Raw genomic sequence first — 18,635 nt, 5'->3', positions numbered from 1 at the left:
GAGAATATAAGGAGAAGAAGCGCATGTTTCCATTATCCAAAATTGTGAGTTTGGGAGCATTGGTCTTGATCTTAAGCGCCTGCCAAAGCACACAGGTTGTACGCCAAAGTGACATTTCTATTCCGACAACATTTGACGAAAACAAAGCGGCGAAGGGCAGTCCAGAAATTAGCCACTGGTGGCGACAATGGCAAGATCCGCTATTAAGTCGCCTGATAGAGCAAGGCTTACAAGACAGCCCCGATATCCGCATCGCTGAAAGTCGTTTTGCAGAAGCAGTGGCAATCAGTCGTCTTGCCACTGCTGATCTTGGGCCACAAGCTGGCGTCAATGCTTCAGCGGGCCTTATAAATGGTTCGGCTCATCTGTCTGCAAATGACAACCTCAGTCGTCTATTGGGTGCTAGTACAGCGCTGCTGGAGACGCACCAAGATATAGACAGCAGTCATGCTAATGCGGGATTCTCTGCTGCGTGGGAGCCAGATATATTTGGCAGAAAACAAAGTGATGCTGATGCCGCACGTTATGCGGCGTTGGGTGTACAAGAAAAAGTATATGGCGCGCAAATGCTACTGGCAGATCAAATTGCTGATCACTATTTTCAAGCCCGTGCTGCCCAGCAGCGTGAAGTCATTACCGCTCGCAATGTAGAGATATTGACGCGCTTTGAGCGATATATAAAAGGGCGTTTTCAAGCAGGTCAAGTCACCATGTATGAAGTCAACAATGTCCAAAGTAAGCTCAATGCCATGCGTGCGAAAAAAAGCACAATCAATGCAAAATATGCCACACACGTACGTAGCATAGCTGTACTTATCGGGCAAGTACCGCAAGGTTTTGAGTTGCCTTCCGCGACTGTAGACATTCTCAATCATCAACCGAGTGCGCCCAGTGGCCAAACGCCACAAGGGTTGCTAGAACGTCGTCCAGATCTGCGTGCCTATGGCGCACAAGTCAATGCCTATTCTGCCAAACTGGCAAGTGCCAAAGCTGATCTGCTGCCACGTTTCTCCATTCGTTTTTTAGGTCAAGGCGGGCGTATTGATGTTGACAGTGATGTACCGGATTTGAAGGGCTGGGGCAGTATACTTAGTGTGGGTATAAATGTGCCGATTTTTACCAATGGCCGGATTGAAGCCAATATTGAAAGCGCCGATGCTCGATTGCAAACTGCGCTACTGCAATATGATCGAAGTCTACTGCGTGCGCTTGGTGAGGTCGATAATACCTACCAAGCACATCAGGCGCTGCAGCAGCAACAAATCTTATTGAATAAGGCTTATCGGCAGTCTGTAAAACGTGCCACCGATGCCGAAAAACTATTTCGTTATGGTTATCAAACGTTAGATGAGGCACTGACCGCGCAGCTGGACTCAGAACAAATACAAGAAAACTTGGTTCAGTCGCAGCTAGCTCGAGCACAAATGCTGCTGAACCTTTATAAATCATTAGGAGGAGGATGGGGAGAGGATATCACTGCGGAGGCATCGTAAATTCAGATAGCTTATGAGTGATTTATGTTGAAAAAAATGTAGAACTATTACCAAGACTACAAAACAAGATTCGAAGCCATCAGCGATATCACTAAAAATGCAGTTTAGTTATTATCGTCTGGTTGCGTAACTATGATTTTCCAAGTTAATGCCTACAAATATAGCCCATAATTTAGTTAGTTAATTTAAATATTTATTTAAGATAAATATTACTTTGTTTAACAATAACATAACTATCATATAAATTTAACTTAACAATAAGGCAACATATTCTAAACTTGCAAAGGTATCTAATATTTATAGGTCGACACATACAATGAGTTTTCAATCATATAAAGGAACGTTAGATTATGCCTTTACACAACCGAAATCGGATAGATCCTATTAGCGAAGACGTTTACGAAGACCCAATGAGTAATACGCTACTCAATAAATTTCAATTGCCTCAAAATAGTACTCAGCCAGAAGTTGTTGCTCAGTTTATAAAAGATGAGCTGCTTCTCGATGGCAATGCCAAGCAGAATCTGGCTACATTTTGTACAACATGGATGGAAGATGAGGTTCATGACATCATGGACTTATGTGTCGATAAAAACATGATTGATAAGGATGAATATCCACAGACTGCTGAAATGGAAGCGCGTTGTGTCCATATCTTAGCGGATCTATGGAATAGTCCACAAGCTCATACGACTCTTGGTTGCTCAACTACTGGCTCATCAGAAGCTTGTATGCTTGGTGGATTAGCCATGAAATGGCGCTGGCGTCAAAAACGTGAATCAGCAGGATTAGATACTTCAAAGCCTAATTTGGTCGTTGGGCCGGTACAGATTTGTTGGCATAAATTTGCGCGGTATTTTGATGTTGAACTTCGCCAAATTCCACTTGAAGGTGATGAGGTTGGTACAAATCCCAAAAAAATAAAAGACTATGTTGATGAGAATACCATTGGTGTCATTCCTACCTTAGGGGTGACTTACACTTGTGTGTATGAAGACGTCGCTGCGATGGCGAAAGAGCTAGATGCTATTCAAAGCGAAAAAGGATGGGACATACCTATCCATGTAGATGCCGCTTCGGGTGGATTTATAGCGCCCTTCATTCAACCTGAACTTGAGTGGGATTTTCGTATTGATAGAGTGAAATCTATCAATGCCAGTGGTCATAAATATGGTCTAGCACCACTAGGTGTCGGTTGGATAGTTTGGCGCTCAGAAGAAGACTTGCCAGAAGATTTGATATTCTATGTAGATTATTTAGGTGGAAACATGGCAACCTTTGCGCTTAACTTTTCTCGACCAGGTGGTCAAATTGTAGCGCAATACTATAATTTTTTACGATTAGGATTTGAGGGGTATAAAGGTGTTCAACAAGCTTGTGTGGATACCGCTCAATGGTTGGCAGATGAAATCTCAAAGTTAGGGCCATTTGAGATTTTTTATGATGGACGAGGTGGACTACCCGCCCTTAGTTACACCCTAAAAGAAGGAGATTGGGGTTTCAATCTCTATGATTTATCTGACAAGGTTCGTCAACATGGTTGGCAAATAGCCTCTTATCCGCTACCAAATGATCGCCAGGATACGGTTATTCAACGCATCTTAATTCGTCATGGTATCAGTCGAGATATGGCCGCGTTGTTATTACGTGATATTAAAGCCGCTGTTGAATACTATAAAGCGCATCCAGTTTCACATTCTAGCTCTACTCGTACCTTTCATCACACATAGAAGAGCATTATGAGTAATCCTACGGTAGTCGGTCAGATATTCGATAAGATAGAGCCTGTTACTGCTTCAGGCTTACATGGATTTTTTCAACTGCTGGATAATCAGCCCATAGTATTTATCTTGTTATCATTAGCTTTAGGTACTTATATTGGTAATCGTAGCATCAAGAATATCTCTTTAGGGTCAACAGCAGGTACTTTGCTGGTAGGGGTTATGCTTTCGATGATTGCACAATCTGCTTATGATATTACTTATGCCATACCAGGGGTTCTTTCAACCTTTATGCTCCTTCTTTTTATGTATGCTTTAGGGCTTAAAGTTGGACCTCAGTTTTTTGCTGGATTAAAAAAAGGTGGTTTGGCATTCATTAGTATCGGCGTCATTGTCTGGTCACTAAACTGGATTATCTGCTTTTTTGGGGCAAAGTTTGCAGGCTTAGCACCTGGATACGCAACAGGACTTATCTCTGGCAGCTATACCATAACGGCCATACTAGGAGTGGGGCAAGGCGCTTTATCGAGTGGTGCCTATATACCACCGTCAGGAATAACAGCGGAAGAAATTGGTGCCAATATGGCTGCAGCCTATGCCGTTAGCTATGTCTTATCCACTGTTGGTATTATTTTACTCATTCGCTATTTACCTAAGATTTTTGGTTACAACTCTGCTGAAGAGGCTAAAGCCGCTGAAGCTAATTATAATGGCGGTGCGACAGATCCTTTACCTGGAGCACCTCAGGCATTAACACTGGGTTTTTCACCGTATGATTTACGCGCCTTTTATGTGACTCACAAAAACATTGTTGGCAAAAGTATCTCAGCGTTAGTCAAAGAGTATCCGCAAGCGCCTATTTTACGTTTGGTTAGAAATGGTGCGATTGTAGAGTTATCAGATGATCCTATCGTTCAACTGAACGATATCGTTACGGTTAGAGCCAATATTCATGATTTGATTTTTGTAGACAATGAGCTTATCGGACCTGAAGCTGATGATCAATTGGCTCGCAATGTTCCTATAGAAGTTGCGGATATTCACATCGGCTCTCATGATATCTCAGGTCAAAATATTGATGACCTCAGCGAGTCAGGAATAGGAGGCGTCACGGTTCAAGCTTTATTTAGAGCAGGTAATGAAATCCCCCTAGGTCCTAAAACACAGATTTCTTTCGGCGATGTGATTAGATTGGCAGGTCCAGATGTGGCTTTAAATATGGCAGGGCAACGCTTGGGAGGACGAGTAATATTACCAACCATGAAGTCTGAAATAATTTATCTTGCCGTTGCGATGGTTATCGGATATTTAGTCGGTATTATAACGGTCCGAATTGCAGGTATTCCATTTGCACTAGGAACTTCAGCAGGGTGTATTCTTGCTGGGATTGCCGTTAGTTATTTTCGCAGTCGCAACCCTGAGTTTGGTGGTCCGATACATGAAGGCGCCAGAAGCTTCTTGCAAGATTTTGGTTTAAACGTTTTTGTGGCAGTTTTAGCCGCCAATGTTGGGCCTAAAGTTATTACAGCCTTACATGGTGATACTCTATTATGGCTAGCAGTAATCGGAATAGCAGGTGCGTTAATACCACCGCTCGTTGCCTTCTGGATAGGGGTGAAATTCTTTAAACTTAACTCAATTATTGCTGATGGTGCCGCAACTGGCGCTAGAAATAGTACGCCTGGACTAAATGCAATTATGGAAGAGTCAAAAAGTTCAGTTGCCGCTATACCTTACCCTGTCAGTTATGCGCTTACGACCGTCTTAGCTTTGATTGGCGGTTATATTTCGATGATTTTATCTTGAGTTTTTAGGACTGAAGTTAGTAGATGATGTGTCCAATGTTGATCTTTGAGCATTGTACGAGGCTAGCAAACGATGTCTTTTTTGTGTGAGAACTTAAAGACTAACCGTTTGCTATTTTTTGCCATCGTTTTATTCCCAATGTTCAACACGCCCTAAATTAAAATCAACTAAAACTCCGATTTTCACATAGCCGCTGTATTCTCGTCTTAACGTGCCAAGTTTCCCTTTTTTGATAATTGTACGGCCATTTTTATAAATGCCTGTGCCGCAGGAGAAGCTTGCCGGGTACTGTGCAGTGCTAAACCAATCGTTCGTCTGTATTGCGGCGCTACTTGTCGAACCACATAGCCATCGGTTGGCAAAGCTTGAGGGAGTGCTAATTCAGCAACAAGGGCAACGCCTTCTCCTTTTGCAACCAAGGCAATTGTCGTCATCAATTGGGTCGTTCTGTAGCGAATATCAGGGATCAGATCCTCGGATGCAAATAGCTTGGAGATGAGTTGCGCTGAACCAGCTTCGGTCAGAATAAAAGGGACATGACATAAATCTTGAAGTGCAATTTCGTCTTTATTCGCCAATGAATGTGTTTTGGGAATAAGAGCAACCATTTGATCTTCAATCAATGCAAAGGTATCAAAATGCTCATCAGGAAGCACCACAAAGCCAACATCAACACGCCGCTCTTGTAACCATTGCACGACCTGCTGATCATTTCCTTCATCAATACGCACCTCAATATTGGGAAATTGCTTACGGTAACCCTTTAAGATCTCAGGAAGTAAGCGCAAAGAGGAAGTGGGACCGAAAGAACCAATACGCAGACTACCCAGCTGCAACCCCTTAATATCAGCAGCTTCTTGGCGTATGGTCTCAGACAACCCCAGTATTTCTCGAGCGCGGGGTAGTAATCGAGTGCCAGCGACAGTCAATTCTGCCTGTGACTTGTTGCGCTCGATAAGACTGACTCCTAAGTCCTCCTCAAGTTTTTTCAGTGCGTGCGAAACAGCTGACTGACTAATACCTAACTGTTGGGCTGCCAAGGTAAATCCGCACAGCTCTGCAACGACCACAAATACTTCAAGTTGGCTAAACGTCATGACCTTTTGCTCATTTTACTATGACTTAACATTAGTGAAATACTATAGCACATATCAGGTTAACTCTTATATTGAGCGACATCATGCAACCAACTACCAGTACCTCTAACGACTTGGCTTTACCCTCTATCTGGCCAATATATTTCAAACTTGTCCTAGTCGCCTTACTGTGGGGAGGGACTTTTATCGCAGGGCGTTTACTGACGGAATCGCTTTCACCGTTAATGTCAGCGATAGGCCGTTTTGGTCTGGCGGTATTTATACTCATTTTACTCACTATAAAACTAGAAGGTAGGCTACCAACGCTATCGCTCAGGCAGGTCGCGATCACCTTCGCTCTCGGTCTTACTGGGATATTTACCTACAATCTGTTCTTTTTTACTGCGCTCTCTGAAATGCCAGCCTCCCGAACGGCTCTATTTGTCGCGTTTAATCCTATCGCGACTGCGGTACTAGTTTCCCTCTTATACCGAGAAAAAATTTCATTGCAGATGTTGCTTGGGATAACTGTGGCGGTATTGGGCGCATTGACCGTGATCAGTAATGGTCATCTACTGACTGTGATCCAAGACAGTGGTCAGGCTTTTGGCCATGGTGAATTGTCAATGCTCTGCGCGGTAATTAGTTGGGCTATTTATACCGTTGTGGGGCGCAGAGCACTGCTTGGTTTATCACCCTTAGTATCAACGACTTATGCTGCTATTTGGGGATTGCTACTGCTGTTAATGGTATGGTTGTTCAATCCAAACATGCAGGTGCTACCAGAGTTAAACTGGAAGATTGGTGCAGCTATTAGCTATTTGGCGATATTTGGCACCGTTATTCCTTTTATTTGGTATTACCAAGGGATCAAAACAATTGGCGCAGCACAAACGTCAGTTTTTACTAACTTTGTTCCGTTATTTGGTGTGTTGCTCGGCGCTTTGCTACTCAATGAGCATATATCCTCTTCGATGTTACTTGGTGGCGCGCTGGTGATCACTGGAGTGGTTTTGACAAATCGGCGTTAAGAGAAGTGAGCGATGGTGAGGATAGCTTATTAGATTATAATAAATAAGTTAAAAATTTTTGTAGATAAAATTAATAATAATTGACCAAATTTCTTGACACGCATCTAAGGCAGTGATACTAATTAATATGGCTATATATTTATTAATGTAAATACATGTCATTAACTATAATCACTATAGGTGGACAAGTTATGAAAAAGAATCTTTATAGAATGTATATGCTCATTGCCCTAGCAATTTTGCCAATGTCTGCGTTTGCTTCTTACAATGGCTGCATGAGAGCTGGTGGAAACTTTTTTAGCTGTTTTTGGGGTGCTGCAATGAATGACCGAATCGCAGCTCCTCAAGAAGGAGAAGGTGTTGATAAAGCTGGAGTTAAGTTTTCTGAGGAACAGATAAAAAAGAGCTTTGCTGAAAATAGCGAATACTGTAGCTCAGTTCCGATTGATGAACAATATGCTTGTTTATCTAAAGGAATGGCAGTTGCTCAACCCAAGGTAGTCAACACAATATCAGTTAAACCTACCAATCAACTTATGAAACAACAGATACAGGTGAGTCCACAAATCAATCAGCGTATGCAGATTAGTAAGTAGTTAATTTTATTTGATAGATTTGAAATTAGCTAAGACAATAGAAACCTAAAATCAGACAAAAAATACCGCTAAACTTAATCGTTAGAGGTATTTTAGTTTATAGCTTTAAGAGGGTAGCAGTTGTCGAACTCGAACAGACACGCTTACAAAGGCAACGGGTTTTGAATCCGTTCTTTATCTTAAATAGCTAAGAATAAAGTCTTACCTAGGCTAGAATTTGTTCGTTTAGCAATTTCAGATGACGATTTTAAAGATTCCTCCGAGTGTTCAAAGTTCTCTATAAATTTAATCAAACGGCAATATTAAGTTTCTTAACTAGATAAAAGTATGTGATCGATAAAGCCTTTCAAGCTATGAAATATTAAGCTTAAAAGGCTTTTTTGTGTTTTTAGAGTAACCTTTACTATTTAAGTGAATATATATCGATGGGTACTTGAATCCCAAGTAGCTTTAACAAACGAGTTGTAACGCCAATTATCTTTATGAAAATAGACCAATGAGTCGTGAGCCTCGAACGTTAGTTTTTGTCGACTTCGATTATTTTCCCAAATTGTCACAATTATCGTTTACCCCAATAAACGTTGTGAGAGGAATACGCTGGATAAAATACTCACCGTATGGACGATCCGAAAATATTTCTACAAATACCATCGCAACCAACGGCTGTGTCCTATCCTTAAGATTTCTCGTCATTCCACCGTGCCATCACACTACTCAAGGTTTGTCGTTACCAGTTAACTGGCTAACTAGGGTAACTAAGCTGGCAACTGTTTGTACTCGGTCACAGTATTCATCCATGTAAAACTCCGCCCACCAAGACCGAAATGACAACATTCCCAAAACGAAGTCATCAATCGGCTATGTCTGCTATAAACTCGCTATAGCTATTTTAGCAAAATCCCACCAATTTCTATAAATAACAGAATGAAGTGAAGAGAAACCTATCTAGTTTCTTACGCTAGTGTTGCCTTTTTTAGAACACAAAAGGTTGTTTGTTGTGATTCTTCTTAATGGTTTATTAGTCATAATAAGACTGACAGAAAACATAAGACTAAAGGAATAGACATGACTAAAGGAAATATAGGTATTGTCGGTTTAGGCCGTATGGGTAATGGTATGGCTCAGTCTTTGCTTCGCAAAGGTTTTAAAGTATTTGGCACGGACATAGGAGAGGCCCAGCGCCAAGCTGCCAAAGAAATGGGCGTGAATGTTGTTGCAGATATTAAAGCGCTTTGTGCTGAATCTAACGTCATCATTCTATCTCTGCCAATGGCAAAGCATGTACAAGCAGTTGTTAAAGGTAAAGGTGGCATTATTGACTGTGCTCAGCCTAATACTCTAATCATTGATACTTCTACCTCAGAACCAGAGGTGACGCGGGTACTCGCGATAGAGCTGGGTCAGTTAGGCCATCAGTTATTGGACTGTCCTGTTAGTGGCGGTCCGGCGGGTGCTGAAGCCGGTACTATGGTGATGCTTGTTGGCGGCGAACGCAGCTCCCTTGAACGTGCTCAGTTGTATCTGGATGCGCTAAGCTCAAAAGTGGTCTACATGGGCAAGTCTGGCAATGGACATGCCGCTAAGCTCATTAATAATCTACTATGTGCCGCACATCTCGTGACTACTGCCGAAGCAGTAGCTTTGGGCACCAAGGCAGGCCTCGATCCTGCAGACCTTATTGCTGGTTTGAATGCCGGCTCAGGTCGTAGTGCAATTAGTGAAGTTAATTTCCCTCGTTGGATTCTCAATCAAAGTTTTGATTCCGGTTTTACGATGCAGCTGATGCGTAAAGACGTACGTCTGGCAAAAAATATGATTGGTGAGATGGGATTAGAGTTGCCTTTGGCGCAGCAGGTAGCTGAGATTTGGTCGCAGAGTGAAGCAAACATACCTGATCAGGATGATTTTAACTGCATTGTAAAAAATGCTGGCTTGGGAGAGTAGGTTATGAGTTTTATCGTAGAAGGAAATGGCGAGCAGCAAGTTGACATATTAATTAATGAACTATTAGGTACTTCTGAATTTGGCAGCTGGATTGATGGAGAATTAGTTACAGGTAATGGAGGCAACATCGATCTGACTAACCCAGCAACGGGTCAGATATTCTTAACCTATCGTGATGCGGGAAAAAGTATTGTTGCTGATGCCGCTGATACCGCTATGAAAGCTCAAAAAGTATGGTGGACAATGACTGCCAGTGCACGAGGTCAGTTAATGTGGAAGTGCGGCATGAAAATACGCGAAGCCGCAGAACCTTTGGCACGCTTAGAGTGTCTCTCTGCAGGCAAGCCTATTCGTGATTGCCGGGTTGAGGTGGCAAAAGTTGCAGAGATGTTTGAATACTATGCTGGCTGGTGTGACAAAATTATGGGGCAAGTTATCCCCGTACCCACAAGCCACTTGAACTACACTCGCCATGAGCCTTATGGTGTCGTCACTCAAATCACCCCTTGGAATGCACCTGTATTTACTGGAGGCTGGCAAATCGCGCCAGCCATCTGCGCCGGCAATGCCGTCTTACTAAAGCCATCTGAATTAACCCCACTAAGCTCAACAGCACTCGTTAAAATTCTTGAGCAAGCAGGTATCCCGCGTGGTTTGGTCAATGTCATTAATGGGCTGGGACACACCACAGGATCTGCTGCCATTGCTCATCCAGCAACTAAAAAAGTGGTTTTTGTTGGCTCACCGAAGACTGGCGCGCTCATTGCTTCGGCATCTGCGCAACGTGTCATCCCTTGCGTATTGGAGCTGGGTGGTAAGTCAGCCAATATAATTTTTCCAGATGCTGATCTGGATCGCGCGGTAGTGGGCGCGCAAGCTGCGGTATTTTCTGCTGCTGGACAGAGCTGTGTATCGGGTGCTCGATTATTAGTCCATCGTGATATCTATAAAGAAGTCGTGGATCGGGTTGCCTCGGCCGCGAGTAAGTTGCCCGTGGGTTTGCCATGGCATGAAGGCACGATGGTGGGACCGATCAATAATCAAAAACAGTTTAACCACATACACTCGTTAGTATCGGACGGTATTGCTGAAGGTGCGGTTGTTGCCGCAGGCGGAAAGGCAGGTGCTATTTGTGGCGGTGAAAACGGTTACTTTTATCAGCCAACCGTTTTGGCCAATGTGAAAAATGATATGCGAGTCGCGCAGGAAGAAATTTTTGGACCTGTGGTTTCTGTTATTTCATTCGATGAAGAAGAAGAAGCGGTAGCGATAGCAAACGACAGTCGTTTTGGTTTAGCGGGTGCTGTTTGGACGGCTGATGTCGGCCGCGCGCATCGGATGGCCGCTCAAGTAAATGCTGGGACATTCTGGGTAAATAGCTATAAATCAATCAACGTCATGTCGCCATTTGGTGGTTTTGGTGAGAGTGGCTATGGTCGTTCGAGTGGCTACGAAGGTTTACTCGAATACACACAGACCAAAAGTGTCTGGGTCGAAACAGCAAAAGACTCCGCTATCCAATTTGGTTACTCAATTCAATAGTACGTAAGGAGAAAACACATGTTAATTAACGAAACCCTACTAGGTGAAGTAAAGCAGTGGCGTCAGCAAATCCATAGTCAACCAGAGCTTGGCTTTAAAGAGTTCAAGACCTCATCATTTATTGTTGATAAATTACAGAGCTTTGGGATGGAAGTGCATCAAGGATTGGGCGGCACGGGCGTTGTCGGTGTTCTAAAGAACGGCTCAGGTCCTACTATTGGCATACGAGCCGATATCGATGCGCTACCAATAAAAGAGCAAAACGATATTGAGCATAAATCCACTCATGAAAACTGTATGCATGCCTGTGGCCATGATGGTCATACTTCAGTTCTGCTTGGTACGGCAAAGCATCTGAGCCAACATAAAGACTTTAATGGCACCATTTATTTTATCTTTCAACCTGCTGAAGAGGTCTTAGGCGGTGCAAAGGCTATGATTGACGATGGATTGTTTAATAAGTTCCCTATGGATGCTGTTTATGGGTTACATAACTGGCCAGGTCTACCTGTGGGAGAGATTGCGGTCAACAACGGGCCTATGATGGCGTCTTTTGATACCTTTGAGATTACTTTAACTGGTAAAGGAACTCACGCAGCTATGCCACATTTGGGAGCTGATCCTATAGCAGCAGGTGCGGCATTGATTACTAATATTCAATCTATTGTCTCTCGTCGAATATCTCCACTCAAGTCAGGTGTTATCAGCGTCACTCAGATGAATAGTGGTGATACGACCAATGTCATTCCTGATTACGCCATTCTAAAAGGAACCGTTCGTAGCTTTGATATGGACGTACGCCAGTCCATGCAAGACATGCTGACAGAAATGGTTACAACACTACCGCCTTTATATGGTGTCACAGGAGAGATGGATTACCACATTCGCTATCCAGTAACCACTAATGACAGCCAAGCCTATCTTGAAATTAAAGAGGCGGCTACTAAAGTGCTAGGTGCTGATAAGGTAAATACTGATGTGGAACCCTCAATGGCTTCTGAGGATTTTTCATTTATGAGTCAAGTCGTCAAGGGCGCTTATTTTTGGTTAGGTGTTGATGGTAATAGCCCCTCCAAACCATTACACAATGCGGCTTATGATTTTAATGACGATGCTATTGAGACAGGAATCAAAGTATGGGTCTCTTTAGTTGAGTCTCAGCTACCAAAAATTTCTGCATAAACCAAATCATCAAAAAACGTAGGCATCATAAAATGCAAAAGGAACTGCTATGAATAATACCACTATACTATCAAGTACAATGACGAAGCACTTATTTGATTGGAAGCTGCATTTACTAGTAATTATTACATCGCTATTTGCAGAATGGATAGGGATCATTAAGATACCTATTGGTATTGGTACACTAGTCTTACTGCCTTTGCTATACGCATTCATATTTACACTACTATTGAATCCCAACGTTATACCTTCAATGAAAGCGGTAATTTCTAGAGACCGAGCAAAATTTGCAAGCTACGCCGTTCTCTTGAGCATCATGCCATTCATTGCAAAATTTGGTGTTGGTGTCGGTCCTAAGGTCGAAGAAATCATAGCCGCAGGTCCCGCCCTTTTGCTACAAGAGTTGGGGAATGTAATGACTGCTCTTATCGCCTTACCCGTTGCGGTATTGGTATTTGGAATGGGGAGGGAGGCTATTGGTGCCACTCACTCAATTGCTCGTGAACCTAATATTGCGCTCATTGCTGATAAGTATGGACTTCAGAGCGCCGAAGGTATCGGTGTCATGGGTGTCTATGTAATGGGTACCTTGTTTGGCGCAATTTACTTTTCATTAATGGCAGGTATTATTGCTTCTATGGATATCATGGATGTTCGAGCGCTCGCTATGGCTTGTGGTATTGGTAGTGGTAGTATGATGGGTGCCTGTTCAGCAGCGCTCGCAGAAACGGTACCTGCTCAAGCGGAAACTATTACTGCCTTTGCGGCGACTTCTAATTTATTAACTTACGCCACAGGGCTGTTCGTCAGTTTGTTTGTGGCCCTACCATTCACAGAGTTTTTATATAAAGTTATTAACAAATTTAAGAAGAATAATGATATTAGTACTGCCACACAAAAAGGTTTTGGTTTAAAAGTGCCAGAGCAATCTATTTTATCAGTAAAGCAGTCTTTATCCCTATTGGCGGTTATCTGTATCGTTCTATTACTCAGTAATTGGGTAGGGCAAGGCGTTGATCCTATCTCTGCTTTACCTGCCATGTTAATTCTGTTCGCTTGTTGTATCGTTGGTGTCTTATTGAAAGAAGTCATTCCTGTCAATGTCCCCGCTATTGCTTGGATATCCATAGTGGCTATTTTGATATCTCTACCACAGTTTCCAATGAGTGAGTATGTCTTAGTAGAAACAGAAAAGCTTGGTGTATTACAGCTTATTACGCCAGTACTTGCCTACGCAGGGTTTGCCATCTCTCAGATGGAAGTAACTTTGTTTAAAAAATCTGGATTTAAAATCGCAGTGGTTGCGCTGCTTACTTTTACCGGCACTTTCTTAGGTTCTGCCATAATAGCCCAGGCCATGCTTTAAAAGGTGCGAAGCCGTTCAGTTCTACGTTAATAGCTATTTCAAAACAGCATCCAGCAACTCAACGTTGCTGGTATGCAGTCCGCTTACAAAGCTTTCATCCATGACTTCATATGCTGTAGTAATTCATTAGGGCCTTGGGATAGATGACGACCCAATCGAGTGACGATATGAGCTTCACCGCTTGACAGTAGCGTATTGTCTATAGGGATAGCTATCAAATGTCCGTCTTTCACTTCTTTGGACACTACAAAATACGGTAGAAAGGTAAAACCCATATTTGAGCGAGCAAAATTCTTTAGCACCGTGAATGAGTCAGTGGTTAGGATAGGGTCAAATCGAATTTTTTGTTGAAATTCGGCCATCGCTAGTAACTGACGCACGCCAAAACGACTTTCAGCCAGCCCCACTGGATATTCCAAAAGCTCCTTTAACTGCATAGGTTTACTTCGATTGGCCAACGGGTGGTCGGGCGAAACAATAATATACATTGGCTGACAACTGATAACCTGTGAGCGGATGCGCGGATGACTGCTAGGATGGAATACTAGGCCGATATGCACTTCATCTTCCTCAACCTGACGAATCACCTCGTTTGATCCACCAGTACTGATTGAAAGTGTTAGCGCCGGATATAAACGGGAAAACTCAGATAATGGACCCAGCATCAAATCCCCAACAAAACCATCACCCATTGCTAGCTTTATATGACCCCGCTGTAATCCTAACAACGCCTGTAATTTGGAAACACAAGTCTCCTCAGCGGAGAGTGATTCCCGATAAAACTGTAAGAGAATACTACCAGCTTCTGTTGGTGTTACTCCTCTGCGGTGCCGTTCAATAAGAATGCATGCTAATTCTTCTTCTAACAGAGATATTTGTCGGCTGATGGCTGAGGGAGCAATATCTAGCTTATCTGCTGCAGCCCGGATCGTCCCCATAGTTACAGCCTCATAAAGATAAGATAACCGCTTTCCATTGATCTCTGTCATTGCTTTCTCTTGCCCTGTTCTTGGTTTCATTGAATAAGTGCAGCACTTTGACCCATGGATGTAGCAATGAGGGCCATTATCGGCATACTACTTAGAGAAACCTATAAAAGTGCCCATGATGTATCAAAAAGTATACCTTAATAAAAATAAACAGTGACCTAGACTTTTTTAAAACGATAAGCTCCCAAGTTTACTTGTACGGTTTCTTCAGCATAGCTCAGAGTATTGTTATTCATTTTCGGAAGTGATTAGATTTGATTGTGTTTGGCTGATGTTTATGCTTAGAATTATAGTCGAAAGGTCACTATATAATAAGACGGTACTAGCACTATAAATCTTCGACTAGTCAGTCTAACGATTGAGCCAATACCTCGAAAACTTTTGAATGACTCATCTGCGCCACATTGAACCGCATAAAGTTCTCAGCATTGTCCGATTGACTAAAAACATTGCCCGGCGCTAATACCACACCCTGTGATAAACAGCGATTGGCCAATTCGGTCGCATTATTATTCTCAGGTAATCGGCACCATAGGAACATGCCTGCTTGTGGGAGCAGCCACGGTACGATGCCTAATTTAGCCAATCGTGGTAGCGTATGAGTACGCGCGCTTGCCAGCCGAGTATGGATATCATTCATATGTTTACGGTAGCCGCTATCAGTCAACGCTGAGAACACAACCGCCGCTGCTAACTGACTGCCACCAAAGCCAGTCGCTATCTTTAAATCTACCAAGCTCTCGACCCACTCTGTAGGCGCTGCAATATAACCACAGCGTAGGGATGCGGATAACGTTTTAGAAAAACTGCCGATATAGAATACTCGTGATAACCCATCTAAAGCCGCCAATCTCGCTGCAGGCTTAACTTCAAAGTCTGCAAAAATATCGTCTTCGATGATGTACAAACCAGCCGCTTGGGCCAACTGTAATACACGGTATGCCGTAGCAGGTGATAACGTTGCGCCCGTAGGATTATGGATGGCAGCGTTGGTAATGTACAGGCGCGGCTTATGCTCATCTAAAATCGCTGCAAAGGCATCTACATCTGGCCCATTTGGCGTATAAGGGACGCCAACTACTTTCACCCGATGGGCAAGCAGCTGTGCTCGAAAGTTAAAATAGCAAGGATCATCTACGATGACCGTATCACCCGGCGTCAGCAAAAATCGAAAAATCAAATCTATTGCCTGAGTGCCTGAATCCGTCAATATGACCTGTGACGGTTCTGCATTGATACTCAATCCTGCCATACGCCGTGTGAGTAATTGGCGCAATGCTAACAGTCCTAGCGGCGTTGCATACTCACTGATAATGGACGCGTCAGCCTTTGCCACATTTCGTAGACCACGGCGTATACCTGCCTCAAACAGCCAATCCGCTGGTAACCAGCCGCAGCCTGGCTTTAGCGCACCATTGGGTGGTTCCAGCGACTGCCGTGATACCCACAATGGATCTACCACTCGATCAATTTTTGGTGCTATATCTGTCAGTGATAGCGGCGCTGTTGTTTCTGCCACATAGAATCCTGCACCAGGCCGAGAGTAGATAACCCCCTCAGTTTGCAGGCGCTCGTAGGCTTCAACCACGGTCGATGGTGAGAACCCATAATCTTTGGCAGCGGCACGGACGGAGGGTAGTCGCGACTCTGGCATGTAGATAACGGTCGCTATTTTCTCTTTTACGTCAGCCATGACAATTTCGATGCGTGTTAACTTTTTATTCATATTTTTTACAGTTTTTAGTAGGTCAGATTCTATGAGGTCTCGTCTCAAAATTATAGATGAGAAACTACATTGATTTGATCATCCGAACTGTATGGGTTCTATAGACCAAACAGTTCTGTCTAATTGTACTGGATTGTATATAGATAACCTACTGCGCTTTTGTTTTAATCATTGAACGTAAACGATGTGGAGGTAGGTGTGTTTCTATTGTGAATCGCACTTACCTCAGTCAATTCAACGATTATTCTTCAAAAAGCAGCGATATATGACCACGAAAAAATATAATAAATATCTGGCTTTTGCCTTATGCGTGATAACGACAAGCGTCAATATTCAAGGCCCACTTTATGCCGTTTACGCACACAATGATGGCTATGGTGTACTAGCAACTACGATAGCGTTTTCCTTTTATGTATTGGGTGTCATACCTATATTGTTAGCTTTTGGTGGATTGTCTGATCGCATCGGACGGCGCAAGGTGATTTTAATCTCTCTAGCCCTATCGATAGCAGCGACGGCTCTTATGTTGTTTTATCCGTACACGCGAGCATTAGCAGTAGCACGATTCGTACTGGGTGTGGGAACGGCTCTGATGGCTGCTACGGCGACTGCCTATATGATTGAGCTGCTTGGCTCATCAGATACGATGCGTGCGACAGCGTGGGTGACAGCCAGTACAACGATAGGTTTTGGCCTTGGCCCTGTATTGACGACGGTTTCTTTGATGTTTTATGAAACCGATCAGCCAGCCAGTTTTTTCTTACTGCTAGCGAGCGGGCTGTTCGCTATGTTTTTGTTATATCAATTACCAGAGACAGCACCTAAACGCACTAATTTGCCCACCTCTATGCTACGGCTACCTTATTTTAACCGTGAGGTCATCTGGTATGGCAGCGGTATTTTGATTTGTTGGGCGACGACAGGTTTGGTACTGTCAGTTATTCCCTCAGTACTGGCCACGCATGGACTCGCTAAGTATGCAGGGATATCCTCTATGTTAGCCATCAGTTGTGGATTGATCGTTCAGCCAATCGCCCGAAAACTTGACCCTCAAGTTTCAAGCAAGCTTGGTCTTCTGATCTTACTACCAGCTTATGCTTTATTGGCTTGGGGGACGTTGAATGCCAATCTACCAGTGATTCTTTTGGCGGCATTTTTGGCCAGTACTAGTTGCTATGGCTTTGTCTATTTGGGCGGTATGTTAGGAGTCGCAAAATCTGCTGGAAATGAGCAGGCACGTGCGAGTGCAGGCTATTTTCTGATGGCATATATAGGGTTTAGTGTCCCCGTCATCTTTACTGGTTTGATTGTGGATCGGTATGGTGCTGCTACTGCATTCTACGCCTTTGGTGTGTTTTCATTAGTTGGTGTGATTGTCTTGTTTGCCAGCCAGCCTATGTTGAAAGTTAGGCGTCATTCGAACAATAATATGCGTAGTGTTACTTAAAGTGAATTACCCGACTATATCTGAGGATGATTTACTTCTTTTATCCAAGTTATTTGCTATAACGTCCGTTATGGGAATAATCGAGGTTTTAGTGTTGTTAGCAATAGCTTAAAAAGCTTAGTATATTCAGACTTAATTATGCATTTATAAGCATGCACTTTGTTAATCATAGTCATTCTTCCTCTCATTACAGCTTTAGCCATACCTATGTTGATATCCTATTTTCTGTTTAAGTCTAAAGGGTTGTTTTTATTAATGATTTGGCTATTTATAGCTACTGAGTTCACTCTATCTTTTTTTTATTCAAATCTAGTAATCTCTACCATGTCAAAGTCAGTCAACTAAACAGTATGTTATGACTATATCTTGCATATATTTATTTTATTAGCTTGTAGATATCATGCGACTGAATAATCACAATTTAAATTGTAATCTAATAAAATTTAACACGCATTTAGGTGCGATATTTTTGTAGTATTTTTACCGTCACTCTATTGTCAGATTATACTGAAAACATCAACAGTAAGTCTTTAAATGATAAATAAGCAGGGTTTTCCATCGTTTGGTATTTGGCGGAATGTGATAGGAGGGCCAACTGTTACTTTTGAACTCGGGAGACTATGCGATTAAAGATAGTATTCACTATGTGGCATTTGAGGCTTAAGCAATTTACTAGGATTCAAATTATAGGATGCTAAGTAAGATATTGTTTTACT

General features: G+C 42.9%; 13 protein-coding genes. 10 read left to right on the top strand and 3 right to left on the bottom strand.

The features are described from left to right. Positions 1-23: 23 nt before the first annotated feature. The 3 genes from IP510_RS09310 (at position 24) to IP510_RS09300 (ending at position 5,020) form a co-directional block, all read left to right on the top strand. Positions 24-1,493, top strand: coding sequence for an efflux transporter outer membrane subunit (locus IP510_RS09310; protein WP_194364499.1), 1,470 nt, complete (start codon positions 24-26; stop codon positions 1,491-1,493). A gap of 350 nt (positions 1,494-1,843) precedes the next feature. After that, positions 1,844-3,223, top strand: coding sequence for a glutamate decarboxylase (locus IP510_RS09305; protein ID WP_194364498.1), 1,380 nt, complete (start codon positions 1,844-1,846; stop codon positions 3,221-3,223). A gap of 9 nt (positions 3,224-3,232) precedes the next feature. After that, positions 3,233-5,020, top strand: coding sequence for an aspartate:alanine exchanger family transporter (locus tag IP510_RS09300; RefSeq protein WP_194364497.1), 1,788 nt, complete (start codon positions 3,233-3,235; stop codon positions 5,018-5,020). 206 nt (positions 5,021-5,226) lie between these two features. Here the strand turns inward: IP510_RS09300 and IP510_RS09295 are convergent, their stop codons facing one another. Beyond that, entirely contained in the window at positions 5,227-6,117 is an 891-nt protein-coding gene (locus IP510_RS09295) for a LysR family transcriptional regulator (protein WP_194364496.1), read from the bottom strand. An 83-nt stretch (positions 6,118-6,200) separates the two neighbouring features. Between IP510_RS09295 and IP510_RS09290 the strand changes: the two genes are divergently transcribed. From IP510_RS09290 to IP510_RS09265, 6 genes are all read left to right on the top strand, one after another. Further along, on the top strand, positions 6,201-7,127 hold the full coding sequence (locus IP510_RS09290) for a DMT family transporter (RefSeq protein ID WP_194364495.1): 927 nt from the start codon (positions 6,201-6,203) through the stop codon (positions 7,125-7,127). Between the two features lie 191 nt (positions 7,128-7,318). Next, complete coding sequence (locus tag IP510_RS09285) at positions 7,319-7,723, top strand: hypothetical protein (protein WP_194364494.1); 405 nt, start codon at positions 7,319-7,321, stop codon at positions 7,721-7,723. A gap of 1,017 nt (positions 7,724-8,740) precedes the next feature. After that, positions 8,741-9,667 (top strand): NAD(P)-dependent oxidoreductase, encoded by a 927-nt coding sequence (locus IP510_RS13915; protein WP_320154193.1) that lies wholly within the window; start codon positions 8,741-8,743, stop codon positions 9,665-9,667. A gap of 3 nt (positions 9,668-9,670) precedes the next feature. Continuing rightward, positions 9,671-11,209, top strand: coding sequence for an aldehyde dehydrogenase family protein (locus IP510_RS09275; protein WP_194364493.1), 1,539 nt, complete (start codon positions 9,671-9,673; stop codon positions 11,207-11,209). Between the two features lie 18 nt (positions 11,210-11,227). Beyond that, entirely contained in the window at positions 11,228-12,391 is a 1,164-nt protein-coding gene (locus IP510_RS09270; protein WP_194364492.1) for a M20 aminoacylase family protein, read from the top strand. A 49-nt stretch (positions 12,392-12,440) separates the two neighbouring features. Beyond that, a complete protein-coding gene (locus IP510_RS09265; protein WP_227669615.1) occupies positions 12,441-13,757 on the top strand; it encodes a DUF3100 domain-containing protein in 1,317 nt (438 codons plus the stop codon). An 83-nt stretch (positions 13,758-13,840) separates the two neighbouring features. Here the strand turns inward: IP510_RS09265 and IP510_RS09260 are convergent, their stop codons facing one another. Together IP510_RS09260 and IP510_RS09255 are read right to left on the bottom strand one after the other, a co-directional pair. Then, complete coding sequence (locus IP510_RS09260; protein ID WP_194364491.1) at positions 13,841-14,746, bottom strand: LysR family transcriptional regulator; 906 nt, start codon at positions 14,744-14,746, stop codon at positions 13,841-13,843. 346 nt (positions 14,747-15,092) lie between these two features. Then, positions 15,093-16,472, bottom strand: coding sequence for a PLP-dependent aminotransferase family protein (locus tag IP510_RS09255; protein ID WP_194364490.1), 1,380 nt, complete (start codon positions 16,470-16,472; stop codon positions 15,093-15,095). 265 nt (positions 16,473-16,737) lie between these two features. Here IP510_RS09255 and IP510_RS09250 point away from each other — a divergent pair, with 265 nt between their 5' ends. After that, complete coding sequence (locus IP510_RS09250) at positions 16,738-17,919, top strand: MFS transporter (protein WP_194364489.1); 1,182 nt, start codon at positions 16,738-16,740, stop codon at positions 17,917-17,919. Positions 17,920-18,635 lie beyond the last annotated feature (716 nt).

Origin of the sequence: Psychrobacter sp. NG254 (assembly GCF_015277735.1) — a bacterium.
Taxonomy (GTDB): domain Bacteria; phylum Pseudomonadota; class Gammaproteobacteria; order Pseudomonadales; family Moraxellaceae; genus Psychrobacter.
This window is presented reverse-complemented; position numbering and strand designations above follow the sequence as displayed.